Source organism: Ktedonobacterales bacterium, from assembly GCA_036557285.1.
Lineage (GTDB): Bacteria > Chloroflexota > Ktedonobacteria > Ktedonobacterales > DATBGS01 > DATBHW01.
This window is the reverse complement of record DATBHW010000040.1, coordinates 23022-43371: the sequence shown is the minus strand read 5'-3', so window position 1 is coordinate 43371 and position 20350 is coordinate 23022. Positions and strand designations below refer to the sequence as shown.

At 59.0% G+C, this 20350-nt stretch carries 15 protein-coding genes; 8 read left to right on the top strand and 7 right to left on the bottom strand.

Annotated features, from left to right (window positions below; genetic code table 11):
• Positions 1-30: 30 nt before the first annotated feature.
• Positions 31-1026, bottom strand: a complete 996-nt coding sequence (locus VH599_11155) for an MBL fold metallo-hydrolase (GenBank protein HEY7348858.1) — start codon at positions 1024-1026, stop codon at positions 31-33.
• Between the two features lie 376 nt (positions 1027-1402).
• Between VH599_11155 and VH599_11150 the strand changes: the two genes are divergently transcribed.
• Positions 1403-3262: a penicillin-binding transpeptidase domain-containing protein gene (locus VH599_11150; protein HEY7348857.1), complete on the top strand. Its 1860-nt coding sequence runs from the start codon at positions 1403-1405 to the stop codon at positions 3260-3262.
• 23 nt (positions 3263-3285) lie between these two features.
• Positions 3286-3942: a CDP-alcohol phosphatidyltransferase family protein gene (locus VH599_11145; protein ID HEY7348856.1), complete on the top strand. Its 657-nt coding sequence runs from the start codon at positions 3286-3288 to the stop codon at positions 3940-3942.
• A gap of 17 nt (positions 3943-3959) precedes the next feature.
• Here VH599_11145 and mtnP read toward each other — a convergent pair whose 3' ends face one another.
• From mtnP to tyrS, 3 genes are all read right to left on the bottom strand, one after another.
• The gene (mtnP, locus tag VH599_11140; protein HEY7348855.1) at positions 3960-4832 is read right to left on the bottom strand and encodes an S-methyl-5'-thioadenosine phosphorylase; all 873 of its coding nucleotides are present in this window, start codon (positions 4830-4832) and stop codon (positions 3960-3962) included.
• 74 nt (positions 4833-4906) lie between these two features.
• Positions 4907-6475: a protein kinase gene (locus tag VH599_11135; GenBank protein HEY7348854.1), complete on the bottom strand. Its 1569-nt coding sequence runs from the start codon at positions 6473-6475 to the stop codon at positions 4907-4909.
• Positions 6476-6630: 155 nt separating this feature from the next.
• The gene (gene tyrS, locus VH599_11130; GenBank protein HEY7348853.1) at positions 6631-7857 is read right to left on the bottom strand and encodes a tyrosine--tRNA ligase; all 1227 of its coding nucleotides are present in this window, start codon (positions 7855-7857) and stop codon (positions 6631-6633) included.
• Positions 7858-8159: 302 nt separating this feature from the next.
• On the opposite strand from tyrS, the gene VH599_11125 reads away from it, so the two are divergent.
• The gene (locus tag VH599_11125) at positions 8160-9239 is read left to right on the top strand and encodes a gluconeogenesis factor YvcK family protein (protein ID HEY7348852.1); all 1080 of its coding nucleotides are present in this window, start codon (positions 8160-8162) and stop codon (positions 9237-9239) included.
• Positions 9240-9401: 162 nt separating this feature from the next.
• On the opposite strand, the gene VH599_11120 is transcribed toward VH599_11125, so the two are convergent.
• Together VH599_11120 and rplS are read right to left on the bottom strand one after the other, a co-directional pair.
• On the bottom strand, positions 9402-10112 hold the full coding sequence (locus tag VH599_11120) for a ribonuclease HII (GenBank protein ID HEY7348851.1): 711 nt from the start codon (positions 10110-10112) through the stop codon (positions 9402-9404).
• 12 nt (positions 10113-10124) lie between these two features.
• On the bottom strand, positions 10125-10472 hold the full coding sequence (gene rplS / locus VH599_11115) for a 50S ribosomal protein L19 (protein ID HEY7348850.1): 348 nt from the start codon (positions 10470-10472) through the stop codon (positions 10125-10127).
• Between the two features lie 317 nt (positions 10473-10789).
• Here rplS and pyrR point away from each other — a divergent pair, with 317 nt between their 5' ends.
• From pyrR to carB, 5 genes are all read left to right on the top strand, one after another.
• Positions 10790-11350: a bifunctional pyr operon transcriptional regulator/uracil phosphoribosyltransferase PyrR gene (gene pyrR / locus VH599_11110; GenBank protein HEY7348849.1), complete on the top strand. Its 561-nt coding sequence runs from the start codon at positions 10790-10792 to the stop codon at positions 11348-11350.
• An 88-nt stretch (positions 11351-11438) separates the two neighbouring features.
• A complete protein-coding gene (locus VH599_11105) occupies positions 11439-12512 on the top strand; it encodes an aspartate carbamoyltransferase catalytic subunit (GenBank protein ID HEY7348848.1) in 1074 nt (357 codons plus the stop codon).
• 67 nt (positions 12513-12579) lie between these two features.
• Complete coding sequence (locus tag VH599_11100) at positions 12580-13986, top strand: dihydroorotase (GenBank protein ID HEY7348847.1); 1407 nt, start codon at positions 12580-12582, stop codon at positions 13984-13986.
• Positions 13987-14033: 47 nt separating this feature from the next.
• Entirely contained in the window at positions 14034-15227 is a 1194-nt protein-coding gene (gene carA, locus VH599_11095; protein ID HEY7348846.1) for a glutamine-hydrolyzing carbamoyl-phosphate synthase small subunit, read from the top strand.
• Between the two features lie 21 nt (positions 15228-15248).
• Positions 15249-18524: a carbamoyl-phosphate synthase large subunit gene (carB, locus tag VH599_11090; GenBank protein HEY7348845.1), complete on the top strand. Its 3276-nt coding sequence runs from the start codon at positions 15249-15251 to the stop codon at positions 18522-18524.
• On the opposite strand, the gene VH599_11085 is transcribed toward carB, so the two are convergent.
• On the bottom strand, positions 18521-20212 hold the full coding sequence (locus VH599_11085; GenBank protein HEY7348844.1) for a peptide ABC transporter substrate-binding protein: 1692 nt from the start codon (positions 20210-20212) through the stop codon (positions 18521-18523). The two genes, carB and VH599_11085, sit on opposite strands and share 4 nt — an antisense overlap.
• Positions 20213-20350: the final 138 nt, after the last annotated feature.

Here is a 20350-nt window from a genome sequence, read left to right as displayed (position 1 = left end):
TGACGGCTGCCTCATGAGCAGGCGCATCGGCTACGGCGCCTGAATGATTGGCGCCTCAAGGCCCTCGAAAGCCAGGCTGGTTGCAGGAAAGTCACGCTGCGCGTCGCGCTGCAACTGCTCAAGCAGAGCATCATCATGCTCCGGGTCATGGTGAAAGAGCAGCAGCCGCTTTACCCCGGCTGCCCTTGCCACCTCTGTCGCCATGCGCGGCGTGCTATGCCCAAATCCGCGCTTCGATGCCAGGTAATCTTCCTCGCTATATTGCGCGTCATGAATCAACAGATCAGCCCCTTCGGCAAAGTGAATCAATGACTGATTGCCAGCCTGCCCCCATTCAACATCGGTGGCATACACGACACTGCGCCCCTTATACTCAATACGCGAAATTAAGCAGCCATTACGCGGATGGGCAGGCGTATGCAGAAAAGTGACACGTACCTCATCGCCAGCAAGCGGTTTCCCGGCGCCATTAAGCTGCCCGCCTCGAAGCTGCGGCTGCGAATCATCAGGACGCCACTGGAAATAATCGCCAGGTTCCAGCGTATAAAACTGGCAGGTAGAAGGGACATCGCACAGGTCCACCGGAAAATATGGTGAGGTAATCGCCCCGCACAGGGTATCGGAAAAACTCTTGCCTGCCAGGCGAGGTCCGGCCAGATGAAGCGTCGCTCCTGGTTGATAGAGTGGATCGAAAAAGGGTAGGCCAAGAATATGATCGTAATGCAGATGGCTGAAGAGGATCGTGATCGTTGGTGGGGAAGCTTTCATACGCTCACGAAATAGCTGACCAAAAGGAATCAGGCCCGTGCCAGCATCCAGAATAATCTCGTGTCCGCCAACTCGCGCCTCCACACAGGAGGTACTCCCACCGACGCGCTGCGCAGCGCCCCCGGAGACTGGATAGCTGCCGCGCACCCCCCAGAAGCGCAACACAAACTCGCCTGCCATTGCACTGGCTTCTTCAGAGGGATGTTCACCGGCAAACATGCCAGAAGATTGCTGCTCTTCAGGATCAGTTTCACTCATCGCTGGTGTCCCCTCATGCTTCCCCAGGGCAGCGCATGGGCGCTCACGCCGACAGCAGGCGCCCACCGAACAAAGCCGACGCCTCAGACTTCATCCAACCAGATGCCTTCCTCGTCACTATATCGCGGCGTCTGATGAAAGTCAATTTTTGAGCAACTGCTTCTCAACATGGTAGATAGGGCAAAACTCTGTGAAATAGCTCACAGTACCTGCGCCGCCGTGACCAGTCCAAGCCATCCACTCGTTTTGACAACAGCGGGGAGGGCATGTTACACTGCCCACTAGAGTCTGATAGAAAGCAGGCTCATAACCCCACGGGTAGAAACCTTCGCCTGGGCTAATATAGAAGGCATAAGACAACGCGGGAGAAGCAGGAATGGCCGTAAACAGGAGCATCAGCCGATTAACCAATGTCTTTCTGGCACTCTTCATGCTGCTAAGCGTTGGCGTCGTCTACTGGCAGGTATTCCAGTCCAAGACGCTTGCCACCAGCAAATATAATCCCAGCCTCTGTGACATTGGCAATCAGCCGGTGCGCGGTAGCATTTATGATCGCAATGGCGTTTTGCTCGCCTATTCACAGGAGGACAAGAAGGCTCCCTGCAACTACCGGCGGTATTACTGCTTCCCCTCGCTCTCACCCATTATTGGCTACTTCAGCTATATCTATGGTGAAACCGGCATCGAGGAGGCCTACGAAGACATTCTGACTGGCAGGCAAGCCTCCGGCCAGGATGCCATCAACAATTTCTGGGACCAGACTCTGCATCGCGCCGTCAATGGTTCGGACATCTACCTGACCATTGACGCGAAAGTCCAGAACATCATTGACAAGCAGTACGATATTACCTATGACGAGCCTGGCGGCACCTTCCCAAGCGATCCCTTCCGTAAGGTTCCCAAGGGCAGCATTGGTGTCCCCAATGAACCCATCCCACCACTCTGCCAGCAGAAAGATGGCAGCCTGGTCCAGAAGCTCTATTACCAGCCTGCTGAGAATGCCCCGGGCCATCACCCCGGCTCCATTATCGTCCAAGACCCGCATACCGGCGAGGTTCTGGGCATGCTCAGCCGCCCCTACTTCAACGCCAACGAGATCGGCGACTACAACCCCTGCCGCCTCTACACCAGCGATACCCAAAATGCAGATTTGCCTGCCTGCCCAGGCGCGAAGAAGACTCCGCCAGAAGTGCCCCCAGGCGAAGACAAGCCCGTGCTTACCAGCACTATCGGCGCTGAATATTTCAAGCAACTAACCACTGACCCACATCTGCCGCTGCTCGTTCGCCCAACCAGCCTCTATACCCCTGGCTCAACCTTTAAGACCCTGACCTTGAGCGCCGCGCTGGATAACGGCAAATACCAATTAAAGACTCCCACATTTGGTGGCTCCAATTGTCTGGCCGATGGCTCCGAAGCGCGGCGCTACACGGTCAATGGGCATACTTTTCAGGACGTTGACCTGCCACAATATGGCATTCCGCCTGCCTGCCCAATTGATCCTGAGCATGGCTATATCTATAGCGACAATATCATCTTCGCGCGCATTGGCGTGGGTCTGGGAGCAAATACCTGGCTGAACTACTTCCAGCGCTTCGGCATGATTGATACTAACGCAGAGAACAAGCAGCCGTTCCCGTTCGATCTTCCAGCGCCAGCCAGTCGGGTTGATTTCAAGGAAGCAAAGGATGATGCGGTCGATCTGGCTGCCGATTCATTTGGGCAGGGAACACTACAGATTTCGCCGCTGGCGATGTCGTTTATCACCAGCACAGTGGCAAACAATGGAGTTGGCCTGCTGCCGCACCTGCTCTACAAAGTGGTCCCACATGGCTTCGATGCAAAATCCGTCGCGCCGGTAAGCTCAACCCCCTATACAGGGAACGGGGTCACGAATGGGCAGATCATCAGTTCACAGGCCGCTGCGGGGGTGCGCCAGTCAATGCGCGGCGTGGTGCTGCAAGGCTCGGCTGGCTACATCGGCGCGACACGCTCCAATGTGGGCGGCAAAACCGGCACAGCCCAGCTTAGTGTCCCCGACCCACACTCCTGGTTCATCTCGCTGGCCCCCGATAATCCGGGCCAGACACCAAAATATACCGTCGTCGTCATGAAAGAAAACGGCGATGAAGGGCTTTTGCAAGCCGCAGTAGCCGACTGTATCTATCTCACCCTCTTTAAGCAACCAAATGTCAATGAAGGACCATTTTACCCGCGCTACACGTGCGCGCCGTGATCGCCCCACCAGTGGATACGACCATGAGCACACCAGGAGAAACACGAGAAACTGAAACCGGGCAAACCGAACAGCCGCCACGACGTTTGCAGCCGAGCATCTACAGCGAGAGCGAGGGTCAATTGCTCTATCCCTGGCAGCGGCTGCGCCAGGCCCTTTTGCTCCCTTTAGCGGCGGCGCTCGATACGTTGCATATCACTCCAGATATGCTCTCGTGGGCCTCTGTGGTCCTGGGCGCAGGCTTCTTCTTTCTCGTCCGGCTCCGCTTCGACATCGCCTTCTGGCTGCTGGTCGGCTCGGTGTTTCTTGACGCGCTCGATGGCGTGCTGGCGCGCTACCACCGCGCGCCCTCGTCCAAAGGCTCCTTCACCGATACCTTTTGCGATGGAGCCGTCGTCGTTCTGACGGTAGGTGGCTTAGCCTGGCAAGGCGCTATTCATGCCGTCCTTGGCATTATCTTTGTCTATATCTACAGCAGCCTGGTTACGTTTCTGCTCATCCACCAGTTGCTGGCCGTCTCATCCCAGGGCATCATTCGCCCCAGCCGCATGCTCCTGTATGCGTTTGTCGGCATCTACTTCTTCTTCGGCGCGAACTGGCTCGATTATCTGCTCTGGGTCTATCTGCTGACCATCCCCATGCTGGGCCTGAGCTACTGGCGCATTCGCCGGGCGCTGTAAGCTCTGACGCGAGGTATTTAGAGGTATTTTCCTGCCAGCAGTTGGTACTTTTCTCGCGCTTCCGCCGGGATACGGCTGCGATCAGTGATGATCGCGGATGCCAGCGCGTGGGGACACTCGCAGCTATTTTCTGCCCGGTCTGCCGGAATGCGCCGGGCGACAGCGCGAATGATACGCTGGGCGTTGGTTACATTCCTCATCAGATTCCCAATCACCATCTCCACCGTGACCGATTCGGCGCTTTCATGCCAGACATCGTAATCAGTCGCGCAGGCAATGGTGGCATAACAGAGTTCGGCCTCGCGCGCCAGCTTTGCCTCCGGCAGCGCGGTCATGCCAATGACATCCACGCCCCACTGGCGGTAAATGCGCGATTCAGCCTTCGTTGAAAAGAGCGGCCCCTCGATGCAAACATATGTGCCGCCGCGATGAACCGTCACATCCCCCAACTCCTGCGCCGCCTCCCAGAGCATGCCCGCAAGCGTCGGGCAAAACGGCTCAGCGAAGGAGCAGTGAACCACCAGACCGCCCTCAAAAAAGGTGTTGACACGGCTTTTGGTGCGATCAAAAAGCTGATCGGGAATGAGCAAATCAAGCGGCGCGACATCTTCGCGCATGCTGCCCACGGCGCTCACCGAAATCACCCATTCAACCCCCAGGCTCTTCAGCGCATAGATATTCGCCCGGCTGGGCACTTCGGTAGGGTTCAAGCGATGGCCGCGCCCATGACGGGGCAAAAAAGCAATCGAAACGCCCTCCACCCGCCCAACAGTAATGACATCGCTGGGCGCGCCAAAGGGCGTGGATACCTGCGCCTCCTCCACATCCGTCATCCCCTCCATACGATACAAACCGCTGCCGCCAATAACCCCAATTTTTGCCTCTGCCATACGCGCTTCACACTCCTACAAAATCTACACGCCCAAAACTCTGTACGGCTAAACCCTGCCCCACGCACTTCGCTCTAGCGTATAAACGGTGGACCCATATGTCCGACATGGCCGAGCAGTTGGCTCAACAACCAGAGCAAACCCAACCCAATAGCAATAAGGCGCCCAGGACCCATCATAGCAACCTGCCGGTTCCGTGTTACAGGCGTCAGATCGCGGCTCGTCGCGCCCACGGAACGCGACACCGTAAACCAGACCTCACGCTGCTCTGTTCCACCATTGCTGGCAATCTCAATCTCGCTTACATAATGGCGGGCAGCCAGCGTAAAGGGCTTCAGCCAGACCGTAATGCGCGCCCGATGATCCTCAACCGCCTCGACATCCAGCAGCACCGCCGGACTGTCGCTGGTTATCGTCGCCTGAAGCGGCTCGCCTCCGTGGTTCTCCACGACAAAATGGCGTTGATGGGGCTGCCTCGCGCTCACCAGCCCGAAGCGAAGGGGCTGCTCTGGGTAGACACGCAAGACCGGCTTCTCTGCCACTGGAGCCAGCGCCACATCAAGGCTCACCGTCACCCGCTCCTGCCCGGCAGAAACACTGTAGGAGCCGCTGGACGGTACGGGCAGCGATGGCGAGGTCAGCGTCTTGAGCGCCGTAGAAGTGGGACGCTGAGTCAGCGTCCCTGGCGCAACCAGCGTCGTTGACGAGCGCCGCCCTATCCCTTCTAACGCCGTCTTCATCTCAGCGGCATCTGCATAGCGCTGCGTGGGGTGGACCTCCATTGCCCGCAAAATAACAGCCTCCACCGCGCCAGACAACGCGGGGTTCAATTGGCGCGGCGGCAGAAAACTGCCGACATCCGCCACGCGCGTTGGCGCGGCAGCGGGGACTTTATTGGTCAGCAGGTGATACAGCGTCGCCCCCAGGGCGTATATATCTGAAGATGGCTCAGTCTTACCGCTGTACTGCTCGATAGGCGCGTAGCCATCTGTACCCAGGCAAACCGTATCTTTACTCTGGTTCGTCTGCTGAAAGCGAGCGATGCCAAAGTCAATCAGTTTGACCGTCTGATCTGTCCGCACAATAATATTGGATGGCTTCAGGTCGCGGTAAATAATGGGAGGATCTTGCTGATGCAGATAGGCCAGCACATCGCAGAGCGCAATGCCCCAGGACACCACCTGCGCCTCCGCCAGAGGCTTGCCCGCCTCCGCCAGCGCCTCTTCCAGGTTGCGCCCGGCCACATACTCCATGACCATATAATGCTTGGCATCCTCAACAAACGTCGAGTAGACCTTTGCCAGCGCCGGATGATTGAGCAGCCGCAGCATATCGGCTTCGCGCTGAAAATCGGCCACAGCTTGTTTGCGCTCGGCCAGATTCAGTTCGGATTCGCTCATCTCCTTCAAGGCATAGTGCGCGCTGGCGCCCAACGTATCCGCCACCAGATAGACCGCGCTCTGCCCTCCCTGGGCCAGCTTCTGTAAGATCAAATAGCGGTCCTGAAGCAGACGGTTGGCCGGAAGCATCCCCGTCGCCTGCTTTATTAAAGCGCCTGTCAGCGTAGCGCCACACTCAGAACAAAAGCGCGTGCCACCCGGAAACGAAGTCCCGCAAGACGGGCACTCAATAATCTCAGCCATCAGTCGTTCCTCCCTGGATAACCCCCAGGCTGGCATTCAGATGTCACTACACGCTCTACGAATGCTCTACCTATCCAATACGTATCATGGGGACCAGGGTTGTACCTGTCAGGCCGTTCTGGCCTCTTCTTCATAGGGCTGCCATGCAATGAACATTAAAAAACCCGGATACGTCTAAAATCATGCTTCCCTACCTGCACAATCGCGCCATCTTTCGCCGGAGCCACAAAGCTGACATCGGTAATACGCTGCGCTGCGCTCTGCTCGCCTTCAGGGTAGAAATACACACCGCCCTGCTGGATGAGATCACGCGCCCGGCTCCGACTGGGAGCAAGACGCCATTGGTCAACAATCAAGGTCACGATATTGGTCGGCTCGGCCAGCCGGAAATCAGGAATCTGCTCAGGAAGCTGGTGGCGCTGGAACTGGCGCACAAAAGCTTCCTCGGCCTCCGCCGCAGCTTCCGCCGAGCGAAACTCAGTGACGATCTCTCGCGCCATGCGCATCTTCACATCGCGCGGATTGAGACTCCCCTCAGCCATCTGGCGCTGCACCTCCCGCAGCTCTGCGGTTGGCACAGTGGTGAGCGTCTCAAAGTAGGTCATCATCGCCTGATCGGGCAAAGACATCAGTTTGCCATACATGTCGTTGGCCGGAGCAGTCAGCGCAATATAATTGCCCAGGCTCTTGCCCATCTTCTGCACACCATCGAGGCCGACGATGAGATGACAGGTAAGGATTTGCTGCGGCGGCTGGCCGATGCGCCCCTGAAGCTCGCGCCCAACCAGCAGATTAAACGTCTGATCGGTCCCGCCCAGTTCTACATCAGCTTCCACCGCAATAGAGTCATAGCCTTGCAGCAAGGGATAGAGAAATTCGGAGATGTAAATCTCTGTCCCGGCCTGATAACGTTTGGAGAAGTCATCACGATCAAGCATCTGGGCAACGGTCTTATTGCCCGCCAGACGGATAGCATCAGCCAGTGTAAAGCGATCAAACCATTCGCTCTGCCAGCGCACCTCCGTCTGCTCTCGATCAACAACTTGATAAAACTGATCGAGATACTGCTCCGCATTCGCTTTGACCTGTTCGGCTGAAAGCGCCTCGCGGGCATCCGAGCGCCCGCTGGGATCGCCCAGCCTGGCGGTCCAGTCACCCACAATAACAACCGCCTTATGTCCAAGCTGCTGAAACTGGCGCAGCTTGCGCAGCACCACACCATGTCCCAGGGTCAGATCAGGGTTGCGGGGATCAAGCCCCAGCTTCACCCGCAGCGGACGCCTGCCGCGCCCGCCAGCTTCTAGCAAGCGGCGCAGGTCTGTTTCCTTCTCCACCTGGGCAACGCCGCGAGTCAGCAAAAAATCAATATCCACCGTCTCCATGCCTCCAATGGCGTCCTGTCTGCGTGAGAGTATGCTTGCAGCATAGAAACCCGGCCATAAGACCGTTCTTCTTCCGCCCGGTACGCCGTTGTTCTTTGCTCAAAATTGTAGCACACGCTGCTGAGGGGGGCAAAATAGTCCCCCTCGCGCTTCATCTATCGAAAACCAGGCAGCGTCATGGGCAGCCTCTCTACGAATGGCCCCGCAACCTGACGCCCAGGTAATAGCGTGTTATACAAGCCATGCCATAGGTTATAATAGGGCAGGTACAGCAGGGTCTACAGCACAGACAGGAGGCAGCGATGGATGCACCCCACCGATTCTGGTCACGATTAGCAGGAAAGCGCGTAGTGACCCTTGGAGGCGGCACTGGTCCGTTTCATGTCCTCTCCAACCTCAAAAAGTATCCCTTTTCGATCACCGCCGTCGTTTCGATGGCCGACAGCGGCGGCAGTTCACGCCGACTGATGGACGAATTCGGCCAGCTCCCCTTTGGCGATCTGCGGCAAGCTCTCGTCGCCCTTTCACGCAACGGCGTCCTCTGGCGCGACATCTTCAATTTTCGCTTCCCCCAGGGGGTACACGTAAACAATGGGGGGCAGAGCGAGGGAGGCAGCCGGGTCGAAGGCGTCGGCGGGCATAGCCTCGGTAATTTGATCATCTCCGCCCTGCAAGAAATCAACGGTGGCGATCTCCTCCTGGCCGTACAGGACGCGCAGGAACTTCTGGAAACGGCTGGAGCTGTCCTTCCCGTTACTCTGGCACACACCACCCTTTGCGCCGAACTGGCTGACGGCAGCACGCTCTGTGGGGAAACCAACATAGATACTCGTGGCTTTAAAGACCTCGGCCCCCTGCCAGCCATCAAGCGCATTTTCTTGAGCGACTCGACTCCCGCCTGCCCCCAGGCCATTCGCGCCCTGCGGCGGGCCGATGTCATCATCATTGGCCCTGGTGATCTCTATACCAGTATCCTTCCCAATTTGCTGGTTGAGGATGTCGCCCGCACGATTCGAGAATCGGAAGCCGAAAAAGTCTATGTCTGTAACCTGATGACCAAACACGGCGAGACGGACGAGTTCCAGGCGTCCGATTTCGTGCGTGAAATCCATCATTACCTGGGCGGGCGGGTTGATCGAGTGATTCTGCATGACGGCTCCTTCCCCGAACACCTGAGAGAGCTATATGCAGAGAAACAACAACATCCGGTGCCGCCTGATGTCGAACGAATCCAGGAGTTGGTGCCTGAGATGACGGTTGACCGGCTGATAGCCATTGGCGCCGACCATTACGTGCGCCATGACCCGGAACGCCTGGTGCGGGCCGTCCTGATGCCCGGTAATACGGAGACGCCGCCAGCCCACTGGCAATTAGAGGCTTAGAGCGCCTGACACAACCTCCGCACGAGCAGGGGCGGGGTTGTAGCGCCGTCCTTCCAGGCGGCAGGGGTGGGGCCACCCGTCGGTTGTGTGAGGCATTCTTAGGACGCGGCTAACCGCCAAAAGCAGGAATACCGGTTAGGGGTAATTTGCCTGTGGGGATCGTTAGAGGTCCAGCGAAAGCTGCCGCGTTTCTAAGAGCGCCCGTACCGGGGCAAAGGTGCGGCGATGCGCGGGCGAAGGCCCCAATGTGGCAAGCGCGCGCTGATGCTCAACCGTCCCATAGCCTTTATGCCGCGCAAACCCATAGCCCGGATACTGCTCATCCAGGCTCTGCATCAGCCGGTCGCGTGTAACCTTGGCAATAATCGAGGCCGCCGCAATCGAAAGGCAGCGCGTATCTCCCTTGATCAAGGCAAGCTGCGGCAGACGCACAGTGGGGAGCTTGAGGGCATCCAGCAGAAGATAGGTTGGGCGCACAGGCAGAGTCGCCAACGCCTGCTGCATTGCCAGCCGTGTCGCGCGCAAAATATTATAGCGATCAATCCATTCCACCGAAACCACGCCCACCCCCACGCCAACGGCGCGCTCCATTACTACCGCGAAGAGGCGTTCGCGCTGGACCGCGCTCAACTGCTTGGAGTCGCGCACCCCGGCAAAAAGACGCAAACAATCCTCTGCCAGCGGCAAGATGGCCGCGGCGGCCACCACTGGCCCGGCCAGACAGCCGCGCCCCGCCTCATCCAATCCGGCAATCAGCAGATGCCCCTGGACTCTGAGGCGCTCTTCTTCCTCAAGCGTGGGATCGCAGCGACCCAACGATACGGCAATCGCGGGTTCGCTGGTCGGAGCGGCATTCCGTCTGCGCGCTGGCATAGGCCGCGCCTCCTATGACTCGCGCCGCTCCCGCAAACGCGCCGCCTTGCCCGACAGCTTGCGCATATAATACAACTGCTTGCGCCGCACGACGGCATGCCGCACAACTTCTATATTCTCAACACGCGGCGAATGCAGCAGGAAGGTCCGCTCCACACCGACCCCATACCTGACCGCCCGCACAGTGAAACTGCGGTTGACCCCCTGTCCGTGCATGCGGATCACAATGCCCTCAAACACCTGTGGGCGACGGTTGCCCTCAACCATCTTCACATGAACACGCACCGTATCGCCCGACGCCAATTCGGGTACATCTTCCCGCAGATATTCTGCCTCTATTTGTTTGACCAGTTCCAGCATTTTCTTATCCTCCTTATTCGAGCGCCAACGGGCAGTATAGCATACACGGCCAGGACCGCGCAAGAACTTGCAATTCGCAGAAAGAGATGCTATAGTATGCCCTTGGGAAGTCCTTTAAATCCAGCCCCGTGAGGCTGGCAAGGAGTTCGCTTTGAGTGCTATCTGCGCGCAGCCCAGATGGCTGCTTCATTTGATATATCCTGGGCAATGTGCCCCTGGCCTTTGCGCCCACACAACGGTGGGTGTAAGGGTCTTTTTTTATGCCTCTTGCCAGATAGCAGCAGCGGCAGCCTGAAGCCGCAAAGGAGTGCTGATTGATGAGCCAGGCCACAGGCCACGAAGGAGCAGCCAAAATCCTCCTCAACGAGGAAGAAATCCGCCGGGCCATCTCACGCATGGCCCACGAGATCGTCGAGCGCAACGCGGGCGCGACAGAGCTTGTGCTGGTGGGCATCCGCTCGCGGGGCGTACCTCTGGCGCGGCGTCTGGCCGTCAGGATCAGCGCGCTGGAGCATACCGCTGTGCCGGTAGGCCAACTAGACGCGACACTTTACCGCGACGACCTGCGCTCACGCGGCGCGCAGCTCAAGGTACGGCCAACCGAACTGCCTACCGACATCACTGATCGTATCGTGGTGCTGGTTGATGATGTGCTCTATACCGGGCGCACCGCCCGCGCCGCGCTGGATGCCTTGCTCGATCATGGCCGCCCACGCAAAATACAGCTAGCCGTTTTGATTGACCGGGGACACCGCGAACTGCCCATCCGCGCCGATTACGTCGGTAAAAATGTCCCGACTGCACGCGAAGAAAGTATTCTTGTGCGCCTTTCGGAAGATGATGGGTTCGATACGGTCCTGCTGAGCCACAAACCATAAGCAAGCCTGAGCAAGAGGGCAACATAAAACCACAAGCATAAGATGACAGGCGCAAAACGATAAGCATAAAACGACAAGGAGCATGCATTTGGAGAACGCAGCGTTGTATACCAGCCCAGCCGAGCAGCTTCCGGGAACACGACCGACACCCCCTGCTGCTTCGGCTCATCAGCCCCCGATGCCAGATCGGGCGCGTATTCAATCGCTCTTTCAGCGCCGCCACCTGCTCGACCTGGATGACTTCAGCGCCGCCGAACTCCGGCTGCTGCTCCAGACGACGCAGGCCATGAAAGAAGTGCTGGCGCGCCCGGTGCGCAAGGTTCCCGCGCTTCAGGGCAGCACCGTCGTTAATCTCTTCTACGAAAATAGCACGCGCACGCGCATCTCTTTCGAGCTTGCGGCGAAGAATCTCTCCGCCGATGTAGTCAACATCACTGCTTCCGGCAGCAGCGTTACCAAAGGCGAATCTCTGATTGACACGGTGCGCACGCTCCAGGCGTTGGGCGCAGATTTCGTGATTATGCGCCACAGCCAGTCGGGCGCGCCTTATCTGGTGGCCCAGCAGATTCGCGGCTCCGTCATTAACGCTGGCGACGGCTGGCACGCGCATCCTACCCAGGCTCTGCTTGACCTCTTCACAATGGAGGAGCATCTGGGTTCGGTTGAGGGGCGCAAGATCGTGATCCTGGGCGACATCCTGCACAGCCGCGTCGCGCGCTCTAATATCTGGTCCCTGACCACGCTGGGCGCTGAGGTCGTTCTGTGTGGCCCGCCAACCCTGATGCCCCCTGGCATACTGGAAAGCATTGTTTCGTCGGATAGGGCAACTCCCCGACGCCTGCGCGTGGAATATCAGCTTGATCGCGCGCTGGAAGGCGCGGATGTGGTCATGGCCCTGCGCCTTCAGAAAGAGCGCCAGGACGCCGGGCTGCTGCCATCGCTGCGCGAGTACATCGCCCGCTTTGGGCTGACCTCGCGCCGTCTGACGGCAGCCAAACCTGACGCGCTGGTGATGCACCCCGGACCTATGAACGAAGGCGTCGAGATCGCTCACGATGTTGCCTACAGCGCCACCTCTGTGATTGAAGAGCAGGTCACAAACGGCCTGGCTGTGCGTATGGCCGTCCTTTATGCGCTTTCCCAGGCGCGGCAGGGCTGCTGAAGCCAACAGGCGCTTCAGAAAAGACAGAAATAGAGAAAGGGAACAGTGATAAAGAAAGGGTGAGAGGATGAAAGAGCGTGAGCAAACCAGCGCCTTGCTGCTGCGTGGCGGCCAGATCATTGACCCTTCCCAGGGCCGAGAAGTGGCTGGCGATCTGCTGATTGCCGATGGGCGTATCGTCGCCGCTGGTCCAGCCAGCGAGGTGCAGCAGCACACCGATAGGCTGCGGCAAAGCGGGCAGCCGCTTCAGACTCTGGACCTTCAGCCAGGGCTGATCGTTTCCCCTGGCTTCGTTGACCTGCATGTTCATTTGCGCGAGCCAGGCTACGAAGACAAAGAGACGATCCAGACCGGCGCACAAGCAGCAGCGCGCGGCGGATTCACGACTATCTGCTGTATGCCAAACACCAGACCCGTCCTTGATTCCCAGGCCGCGCTTGAATTCGTCGCTCGCGCCGCCAGTGGCGCTCCAGCGCGAGTGCGGCCCATTGCCGCCATCAGCAAAGGCGAAAAAGGCGCTGAACTCAGCGAGATGGCCGAACTCGCCGAAGCGGGCGCGGTGGCCTTCTCCGACGATGGCCGCCCCGTCAGCAGCAGCAAACTGATGCGCGCGGCGCTTGAATACGCTTCGATGCTGGACCGGCCAATCGTGGAGCACTGTGAGGATGAAGGGCTGGCGGCTGGCGGCGTGATGAATGAGGGCGCGGTAGCAACCAGGCTCGGACTCAAAGGCTGGCCCGCTGCGGCTGAAGAAATTATGCTGGCCCGTGATCTGGCGCTGGCTCGCCTCACTGGCGGACGCTATCACGCCGCGCATGTAAGCACCGCTGGCTCGGTTGAACTGATCCGACGGGCTAAAGCCGAAGGGCTGTCCGTCAGCGCCGAAGTTACGCCCCATCACCTGCTGCTGACCGATGAATGGGTGGCTGGACGCCGCGCCGGTCTCCTTGGCGACAATAGCCCTGACCAGGGGCTGCCCTATGACACGGCCACCAAGGTCAATCCGCCGCTGCGCACCCGGCGAGACGCTGAGGCGCTGCTGGAGGGATTGCTCGACGGGACCATTGATGCCATCGCTACCGACCACGCCCCCCATACCGTCGTTGACAAAGCCTGCGAATATGACGAGGCAGCGTTCGGCATCTCTGGCCTGGAAACGGCCCTTGGGGCACTTCTGGCGCTCGTCCACGCGGGGAAATTGCCGCTGGCGACCCTTCTGGCCGCGCTCACCATTCGCCCGGCACTGACCTTTTCTCTTCCCGCTGGTACGCTGCGGCCTGGCGCTGCCGCTGACATTACGATCTTTGACCCACAGGAGCGCTGGCTCGTAGACCCACAACGCTTCGCCTCCAAAGGCAAGAATACCCCCCTGGCAGGGTTGCTGCTGAAAGGTCGGGTGCGCTGCACTATCCTGGGCGGAACGCTGGTCTATGAGGCAGAGGCTGCCGATCAATCGTTGGTCGTCGCTCGCTAGCAACGTTGAGTGAGCGGCTGTTGAGCATAGAAAGCAATATGAGGTACATGGAGACACAGGCAGTGCTGGTATTGGAGGATGGCTCACGCTATGAGGGCCGCGCGTTTGGCGCGCTTGAACCCATCCTATCGAGCGAACGCAAGGGTGAGGTCGTCTTTGCGACTGGCATGACCGGCTACCAGGAGATTTGCACCGACCCCTCCTATCGCGGCCAGATGGTGGCGCTGACCTACCCGCTGATTGGCAACTATGGCGTGAACCCTGAAGACGTGGAGTCCCGCCGCCCCTGGCTCTCCGCGCTGATCGTGCGCGAATGCTGCGAAGAGTTTCATCACTGGCGGGGTCGTGAATCCCTGAGCGATTATCTCGCGCGGGCAGGCATCCCCGGCCTTCAAGGCATAGACACGCGCGCCCTCACCCGCCGATTGCGCGCCAGCGGCACGCTGCGCGGCGTCCTGCGCGCCTACCAGCCAGGGCAGAAACCCGATATACCGCGATTAGGCGCCGCCGCGCGCAGTGTCAAAACCGTCTCGGACCTCGATGTCGTAGAAGAAGTCTCGCTCGACGCTATCCGCCCCTGGAACGCTGCAAGCAGCCCCACTATCCAGCCGCTCAATCTGGCCTCAGCCAGCTCGCTGAGCCATTCCAGCGCCAGAGGGCGTGTAGTACTCATAGATACCGGCTACAAAGAGCAGATCGCCCGCTGCTTGAACGATTGCGGCCTGGAAACCATCCTGGCCCCCGCGCATATCGCCATCAATGAATTGCTGGCGCTTCAACCGGATGGCGTCCTGCTGGCGAATGGACCCGGCGACCCCGAAACCGTCGCAGCCCTCATTGATGTCTGCCGGGCGCTGCTTGCCACTGGCATGCCGCTCATGGGCATCTGCCTGGGCCATCAGATTTTGGGCCTCGCTGCCGGAGGGCGCACCAGCCGCCTGCCCTTCGGCCATCACGGAGCCAACCATCCTGTGCGCGAAGCGCGTACTGGCCGCGTCACCATCACCTCGCAAAACCATAACTTTCAGGTGGATGCCGCCTCGCTTCCGCCAGAAAGCGGTTTTTATGTCAGCCATATCAACCTTTCGGATGGTTCCGTGGAGGGGCTGGCCCACGAGAAATTGCCAGTCTTCTCAGTCCAATATCACCCGGAGGCATCCCCTGGCCCGCACGATAACCGCTATCTCTTTGAGCGTTTCGCCAGCCTCATCACTGAGCGAAAGCTAGTCGGCGCGGCCTGATCAGGAAGGTTATTAAAAGCTATGTCTGCCCCCACCACCATCAAAAAAGCGCTGGTCATTGGCTCCGGCCCCATCATCATCGGCCAGGCCGCCGAGTTTGACTATGCTGGCACACAGGCGTGCCGCGCCCTGCGTGAAGAAGGGATCACGTCGGTTCTGGTGAACTCCAATCCGGCCACCATCATGACCGACGAAGGGGTTGCAGACATCACCTATATCGAACCTCTGACTGTCGAAGTCCTTGAGCGCATCATCGCCCGCGAGCGTCCCGATGGCCTGCTGGCAACGTTAGGCGGCCAGACTGGCCTGAACCTGGCTATCGCCCTGGCTGATGCCGGAGTCCTCGAACGCTATCATGTCAGGCTGCTGGGTACACCGCTCAAAACCATTCGCCAGGCAGAAGACCGCGAAGAGTTCAAGCGGCTGCTTCAGCAGATCGGTGAACCTGTCCCCCCCAGCCTCACCGTCACCACCCTGTCTGACGCCAGAGCGTTCGCCAGCAGCAACGGCTATCCGGTAGTGATTCGCCCGGCCTTTACCCTCGGCGGCACAGGCGGCGGCATCGCCTTCACACCCGCTGAGTTAGAGCGCATCGTGCGCGGCGGGCTATCCGCCAGCCCCATCCATCAGGTCTTGATTGAGCAGTACCTGAAGGGCTGGAAAGAACTGGAATATGAGGTCATCCGCGACAGCGCCGATACCTGCATCGTCGTCTGCAACATGGAAAATATCGACCCGATGGGCATTCATACCGGCGACAGCATCGTAGTCGCTCCCAGCCAGACGCTTTCAGACAAAGACTATCAAATGCTGCGCGACGCCGCCATTCATATTATTCGCGCGCTGGGCATCGAAGGCGGCTGCAACGTGCAGTTCGCGCTTGACCCGCTCTCCGCGCAGTATTACGTGATCGAAGTCAATCCGCGTGTCAGCCGGTCCTCCGCTCTGGCCTCCAAAGCCACCGGCTACCCTATCGCGCGTGTGGCGACCAAAATCGCCATCGGGCGGCGGCTCGAAGAGATTCCCAATCCCATCACCGGCCAGACCTCGGCGGCTTTCGAGCCGACGCTGGATTATGTCGTCGTCAAGATTCCACGCTGGCCGTTCGATAAGTTTCCCGCAGCCGAACGACGCCTGGGTACACAGATGAAAGCCACTGGCGAAGTGATGGCGATTGATCGCAGCTTTGAGGCTGCTCTTCAGAAAGCCATCCGCTCGCTGGAGCTTGGCAGCCGCAGCTTCTGGGAGCAGCAGGGCGAGCGCCAGATCGAGTGGGATCTTGCTCATACGCTCGCGCCGACTGACACCCGGCTCTGGCAAATCATCAACCTGCTCCGGCGCGACGCCTCCGATGCCATGCTCCAGACGCTTCAGGAGCAGACCGGAATTGACATCTTTTTCCTGTACAAGTTCCGCAATCTGGTGCTGATGGAGCAGCGCCTCACAGCCGAAACGCTCAGCGAGCCACTCTTACGCGCAGCCAAACGCTTTGGTTTCAGCGATCAGCAGATCGGCGCGTGCGCGGGGCAATCTGCCGAAAGTATAGGCAGCCAGCGCAAAGCCTGGGACATTCGCCCCGTCTTCAAAATGGTTGACACCTGCGCGGCAGAGTTTGCGGCCCGGACGCCCTACTTCTACAGCGCCTACGAGCAGGAAAACGAAGCAGAGCCGCTTGGAGCGCAGCGCGCGCTCGTGCTGGGTTCTGGCCCCATCCGCATCGGCCAGGGCATTGAATTCGACTATTGCAGCGTTCGCTCGGCCACTGCCCTGAGCGATGCAGGTTTCCAGAGTATCCTGGTCAACAGCAACCCCGAAACAGTCAGCACCGACTTTGATCTCTCTGATCGCCTCTACTTCGAGCCACTGGACGCAGAGAGCGTGCTGGCCGTATTGGAAAACGAAGGGCAGCCCGCAGCGATTGCGCAGTTTGGCGGGCAAACGGCGATCAATCTGGCGGCCCCGCTCGCACAGCAGCACGTCTCCATCCTGGGTACTTCCGTTGAGGCCATCGATCTTGCCGAAGATCGGCGGCGCTTCGATGATCTGCTGGAACACCTGCATATCCCTCGCCCCCAGGGAAGCACAGTGACAACAGGAGCAGCAGCCTTAGAGGCCGCTGAGCGCATTGGCTACCCTGTCGTCGTCCGGCCCTCTTACGTCCTGGGAGGGCGGGCAATGGAGATTGTCTACACGCCCGACGAACTGGATCGCTACATCTCCCAGATAGGCGCCTATTACCGCGAGCGCCCCATCCTGATTGATCGCTACTTAAAGGGTAAAGAAGTGGAGGTAGACGCTATCTGCGATGGCGCTGAGGTGCTCATCCCCGGCATTATGGAGCATATCGAGCGCGCCGGCGTCCATTCTGGCGACAGCATTGCGGTCTATCCCGCGCGGCGTCTCTCCGCTCAGGAATCTGCCGCTATCGTTGACTATACGACGATCATCGCGCGCGCCCTCAAGATTCGCGGCCTGTTGAACGCGCAGTTTGTCATCACCGAACCGTCCGGCCAGGAGAGCGCCAGCCCATCCTCAGATCAGCCCGCCGCCAACGTCTTTGTGCTGGAGGTCAATCCGCGCAGTTCGCGCACCGTCCCTTTCCTCAGCAAAGCTACAGGCGTGCCAATGGTCACGCTGGCAACCAGGATCATGCTGGGCAGCAGCTTGCAGCAGGAGGGCTATCAGAGTGGGCTTTATCCCAATCAGCCACTTATTGCCATCAAAGCGCCGGTCTTTTCTATGGGCAAGCTGACCGGAGCCGAAACCGCGCTGGGGCCAGAGATGAAGTCAACCGGCGAGGTCATGGGCATTGACTTCTCCTACCATGCTGCCCTCACCAAAGCGTTGATCGCCGCAGGTGTTCGTCTGCCAGAGACAGGAGCCGCGCTCGTCTCCATCGCTGATCGTGATAAAAACGAGGCGCTGCCCATTATGCAAGCCCTGGCCGCAAGCGGCTATCAGCTTTATGCCACCGCCGGGACCGCTCACTTCCTCAAGCAGCGCGGCATGGACGCAGCAGTGGTCGGCAAAATCAGCGAAGGGGATACGTCCATCCCCTCCCTCATTCGCCAGCGCCAGGTCCATGCCGTGATCAACACCATAAGCGGGGGACATAGCCGCATCCGCGAGGGCGGCGAAATACAGGATGGTTTTGAGATTCGCCGCGCCGCCGCCGAAAGCCAGGTTCCCTGCTTCACATCGCTCGACACTGCCAGGGCCGTCGTGGATGTCCTTCAGCGCCAGGAAGCCTATGCGGTGCTTCCATTTGGAGATTATCGCTCGCCCGCGACCAGCTAATGTTTGCCCACCGTCACCTGCGCCCAATCAGACGGCATCAACCCCACTGGCGTGACCACCAGCCCATGCACATAGGGCGCAATAAACGCCGTGTATTTGGGGTGATCGAGTGGAATCCAGGCGGCATCGCTCAGCGCCAGTTGTTCCGCCTGCTGATAGAGCATGGCCCGCTGCGCCGGATCATTGAAAAGCAAGTCGGCCTGATCGACCCATTGATCGAACTGCGAGCTTTGCCAACCACCTACATTCTCAGGCGCTCCGCTGTGCAAACGCATGGTCAATAAGTCCCAGGGATCGGCCAGTTCAGGCGTCCAGTTCACCACCCCAAGTTGCAGATGGCCCGCCGCGAATTCGCGCTGATACGTAGAGGGTTCTACGGGCGCCAGCCCAACATGCACCCCCAATACCTGCTGCCACATCGCCTGCATAGCCTGGGCCTCTGCCTGGGGCAGCCCATTGGTTGGATAAGTCAGTGTCACAGCAGGCATGATACTGGCATCCGGGTAGACCGATCCCAGGAGCTTCCTGGCTTCTTGAGCATTAACCGCCAGCCCGTGTGCGGGCGAAGCGGCATAGCCAGGCATACCCGGCGGCACAATGGTAGTAGAAGCCGCCACACTATCGCCCATGACTTGATGGGCCAGTACCTTCGGATCAACCGCCTCTGCAAATGCCTGACGCACCTCCAGGTGATTAAAAGGCTCCATCGTCGTATTTGGTACCAGCGCATCTGTCCCCAGCAGGGGCATCTCGTGAAAGTTCTTTTCCGTGCGCGCTTGCGGATAGTCTGGCCCCTCGATGCCCCAGGTGAGATCGTACTGCCCAGCGCGATAAGACAGCAGCGCCGCATGCGCGTCCTGAATAAAGGGCATATCTATTTCGTCCAGAACAGGCTTATCCCCGTAATAGAACGTATTGGGCAAGAAGGTCATGCGAACGCCATGCGTCCAGCGCCCCAGGAGAAAAGGCCCGGTACCGAGCGCGTGATCCACCCACTTCTGCTCACCATACTTCTGAATAAGCTTTTGCGGCACGATAGACGCTTGCGGCGCGGCCAGATCGGCCAAAAAATAAGCGATAGGAGCATCCAACTGGATTTGCAGCGTGTGCGCATCAATGGCCTTGAGGCCACGCGCCGCGCTTGTCCGCCCAGCAGCCACGTCAGCCGCTCCTGGAATATGCCTCAGATAGAAGAGACCGCCATCTCCGCCTTCTTGAGCCGCTTTTGCGGTCATCTGTAAAGAGCGGTCTAATGAATACATCACATCCTGGCTTGTAACCGGCGTGCCATCGGCAAATTGCAGCTGAGCAGGCAAGTAGAAGGTATATGTCTTGCCATCTGGAGACACCTGCCAGGAATACGCGGCGGCTGGCACAATCTGCAACTGCGCATTCAGCTTCACCAGGCCACTGAAGATCAACTGCACCGCCTGCACCGAGTTGTTATCGCTGCTGAGGGCCGGATCGAGTTGAGGCAGATCGGTTACGCCGACATTCGGCCAGACCAGCACATGTTTCTGGCGCTGGGGCGGCTCATTCTGGTCGCAGCCGCTCACAACCAGCAGGACAGCCAATAAGAGCAGCAGCAAAAAGCCCATCTTCCCCCAATTAGAAGAAGCACAAGCGCCAGGGTACGAGACTTGCGTTTGTATGCTTGCCGGAGGATACGATACAGCGCAGTAGTGCATGATTAAGCCTTTAGAACAATACAAGATTTCAGCCCGCGCCAGGGATAGTATGAGATACTATATGCGGCAGACAGAGGGGGTGTCAAGAACAGCGCGCCGCCTGGAGCACTTCTCAGCTCGCTGGACACCCGGAGCCAG

Bases quoted from the DNA above. Each gene is read 5' to 3' on its own strand.
- VH599_11085 (HEY7348844.1), bottom strand. From the start codon at position 20,212: ATGCACTACTGCGCTGTATCGTATCCTCCGGCAAGCATACAAACGCAA.
- carA (HEY7348846.1), top strand. From the start codon at position 14,034: ATGGAGACACAGGCAGTGCTGGTATTGGAGGATGGCTCACGCTATGAG.
- mtnP (HEY7348855.1), bottom strand. From the start codon at position 4,832: ATGGCAGAGGCAAAAATTGGGGTTATTGGCGGCAGCGGTTTGTATCGT.
- VH599_11100 (HEY7348847.1), top strand. From the start codon at position 12,580: ATGAAAGAGCGTGAGCAAACCAGCGCCTTGCTGCTGCGTGGCGGCCAG.
- tyrS (HEY7348853.1), bottom strand. From the start codon at position 7,857: ATGGAGACGGTGGATATTGATTTTTTGCTGACTCGCGGCGTTGCCCAG.
- VH599_11125 (HEY7348852.1), top strand. From the start codon at position 8,160: ATGGATGCACCCCACCGATTCTGGTCACGATTAGCAGGAAAGCGCGTA.
- VH599_11150 (HEY7348857.1), top strand. From the start codon at position 1,403: ATGGCCGTAAACAGGAGCATCAGCCGATTAACCAATGTCTTTCTGGCA.
- VH599_11155 (HEY7348858.1), bottom strand. From the start codon at position 1,026: ATGAGTGAAACTGATCCTGAAGAGCAGCAATCTTCTGGCATGTTTGCC.
- carB (HEY7348845.1), top strand. From the start codon at position 15,249: ATGTCTGCCCCCACCACCATCAAAAAAGCGCTGGTCATTGGCTCCGGC.
- VH599_11145 (HEY7348856.1), top strand. From the start codon at position 3,286: ATGAGCACACCAGGAGAAACACGAGAAACTGAAACCGGGCAAACCGAA.
- VH599_11135 (HEY7348854.1), bottom strand. From the start codon at position 6,475: ATGGCTGAGATTATTGAGTGCCCGTCTTGCGGGACTTCGTTTCCGGGT.
- rplS (HEY7348850.1), bottom strand. From the start codon at position 10,472: ATGCTGGAACTGGTCAAACAAATAGAGGCAGAATATCTGCGGGAAGAT.
- VH599_11120 (HEY7348851.1), bottom strand. From the start codon at position 10,112: ATGCCAGCGCGCAGACGGAATGCCGCTCCGACCAGCGAACCCGCGATT.
- pyrR (HEY7348849.1), top strand. From the start codon at position 10,790: ATGAGCCAGGCCACAGGCCACGAAGGAGCAGCCAAAATCCTCCTCAAC.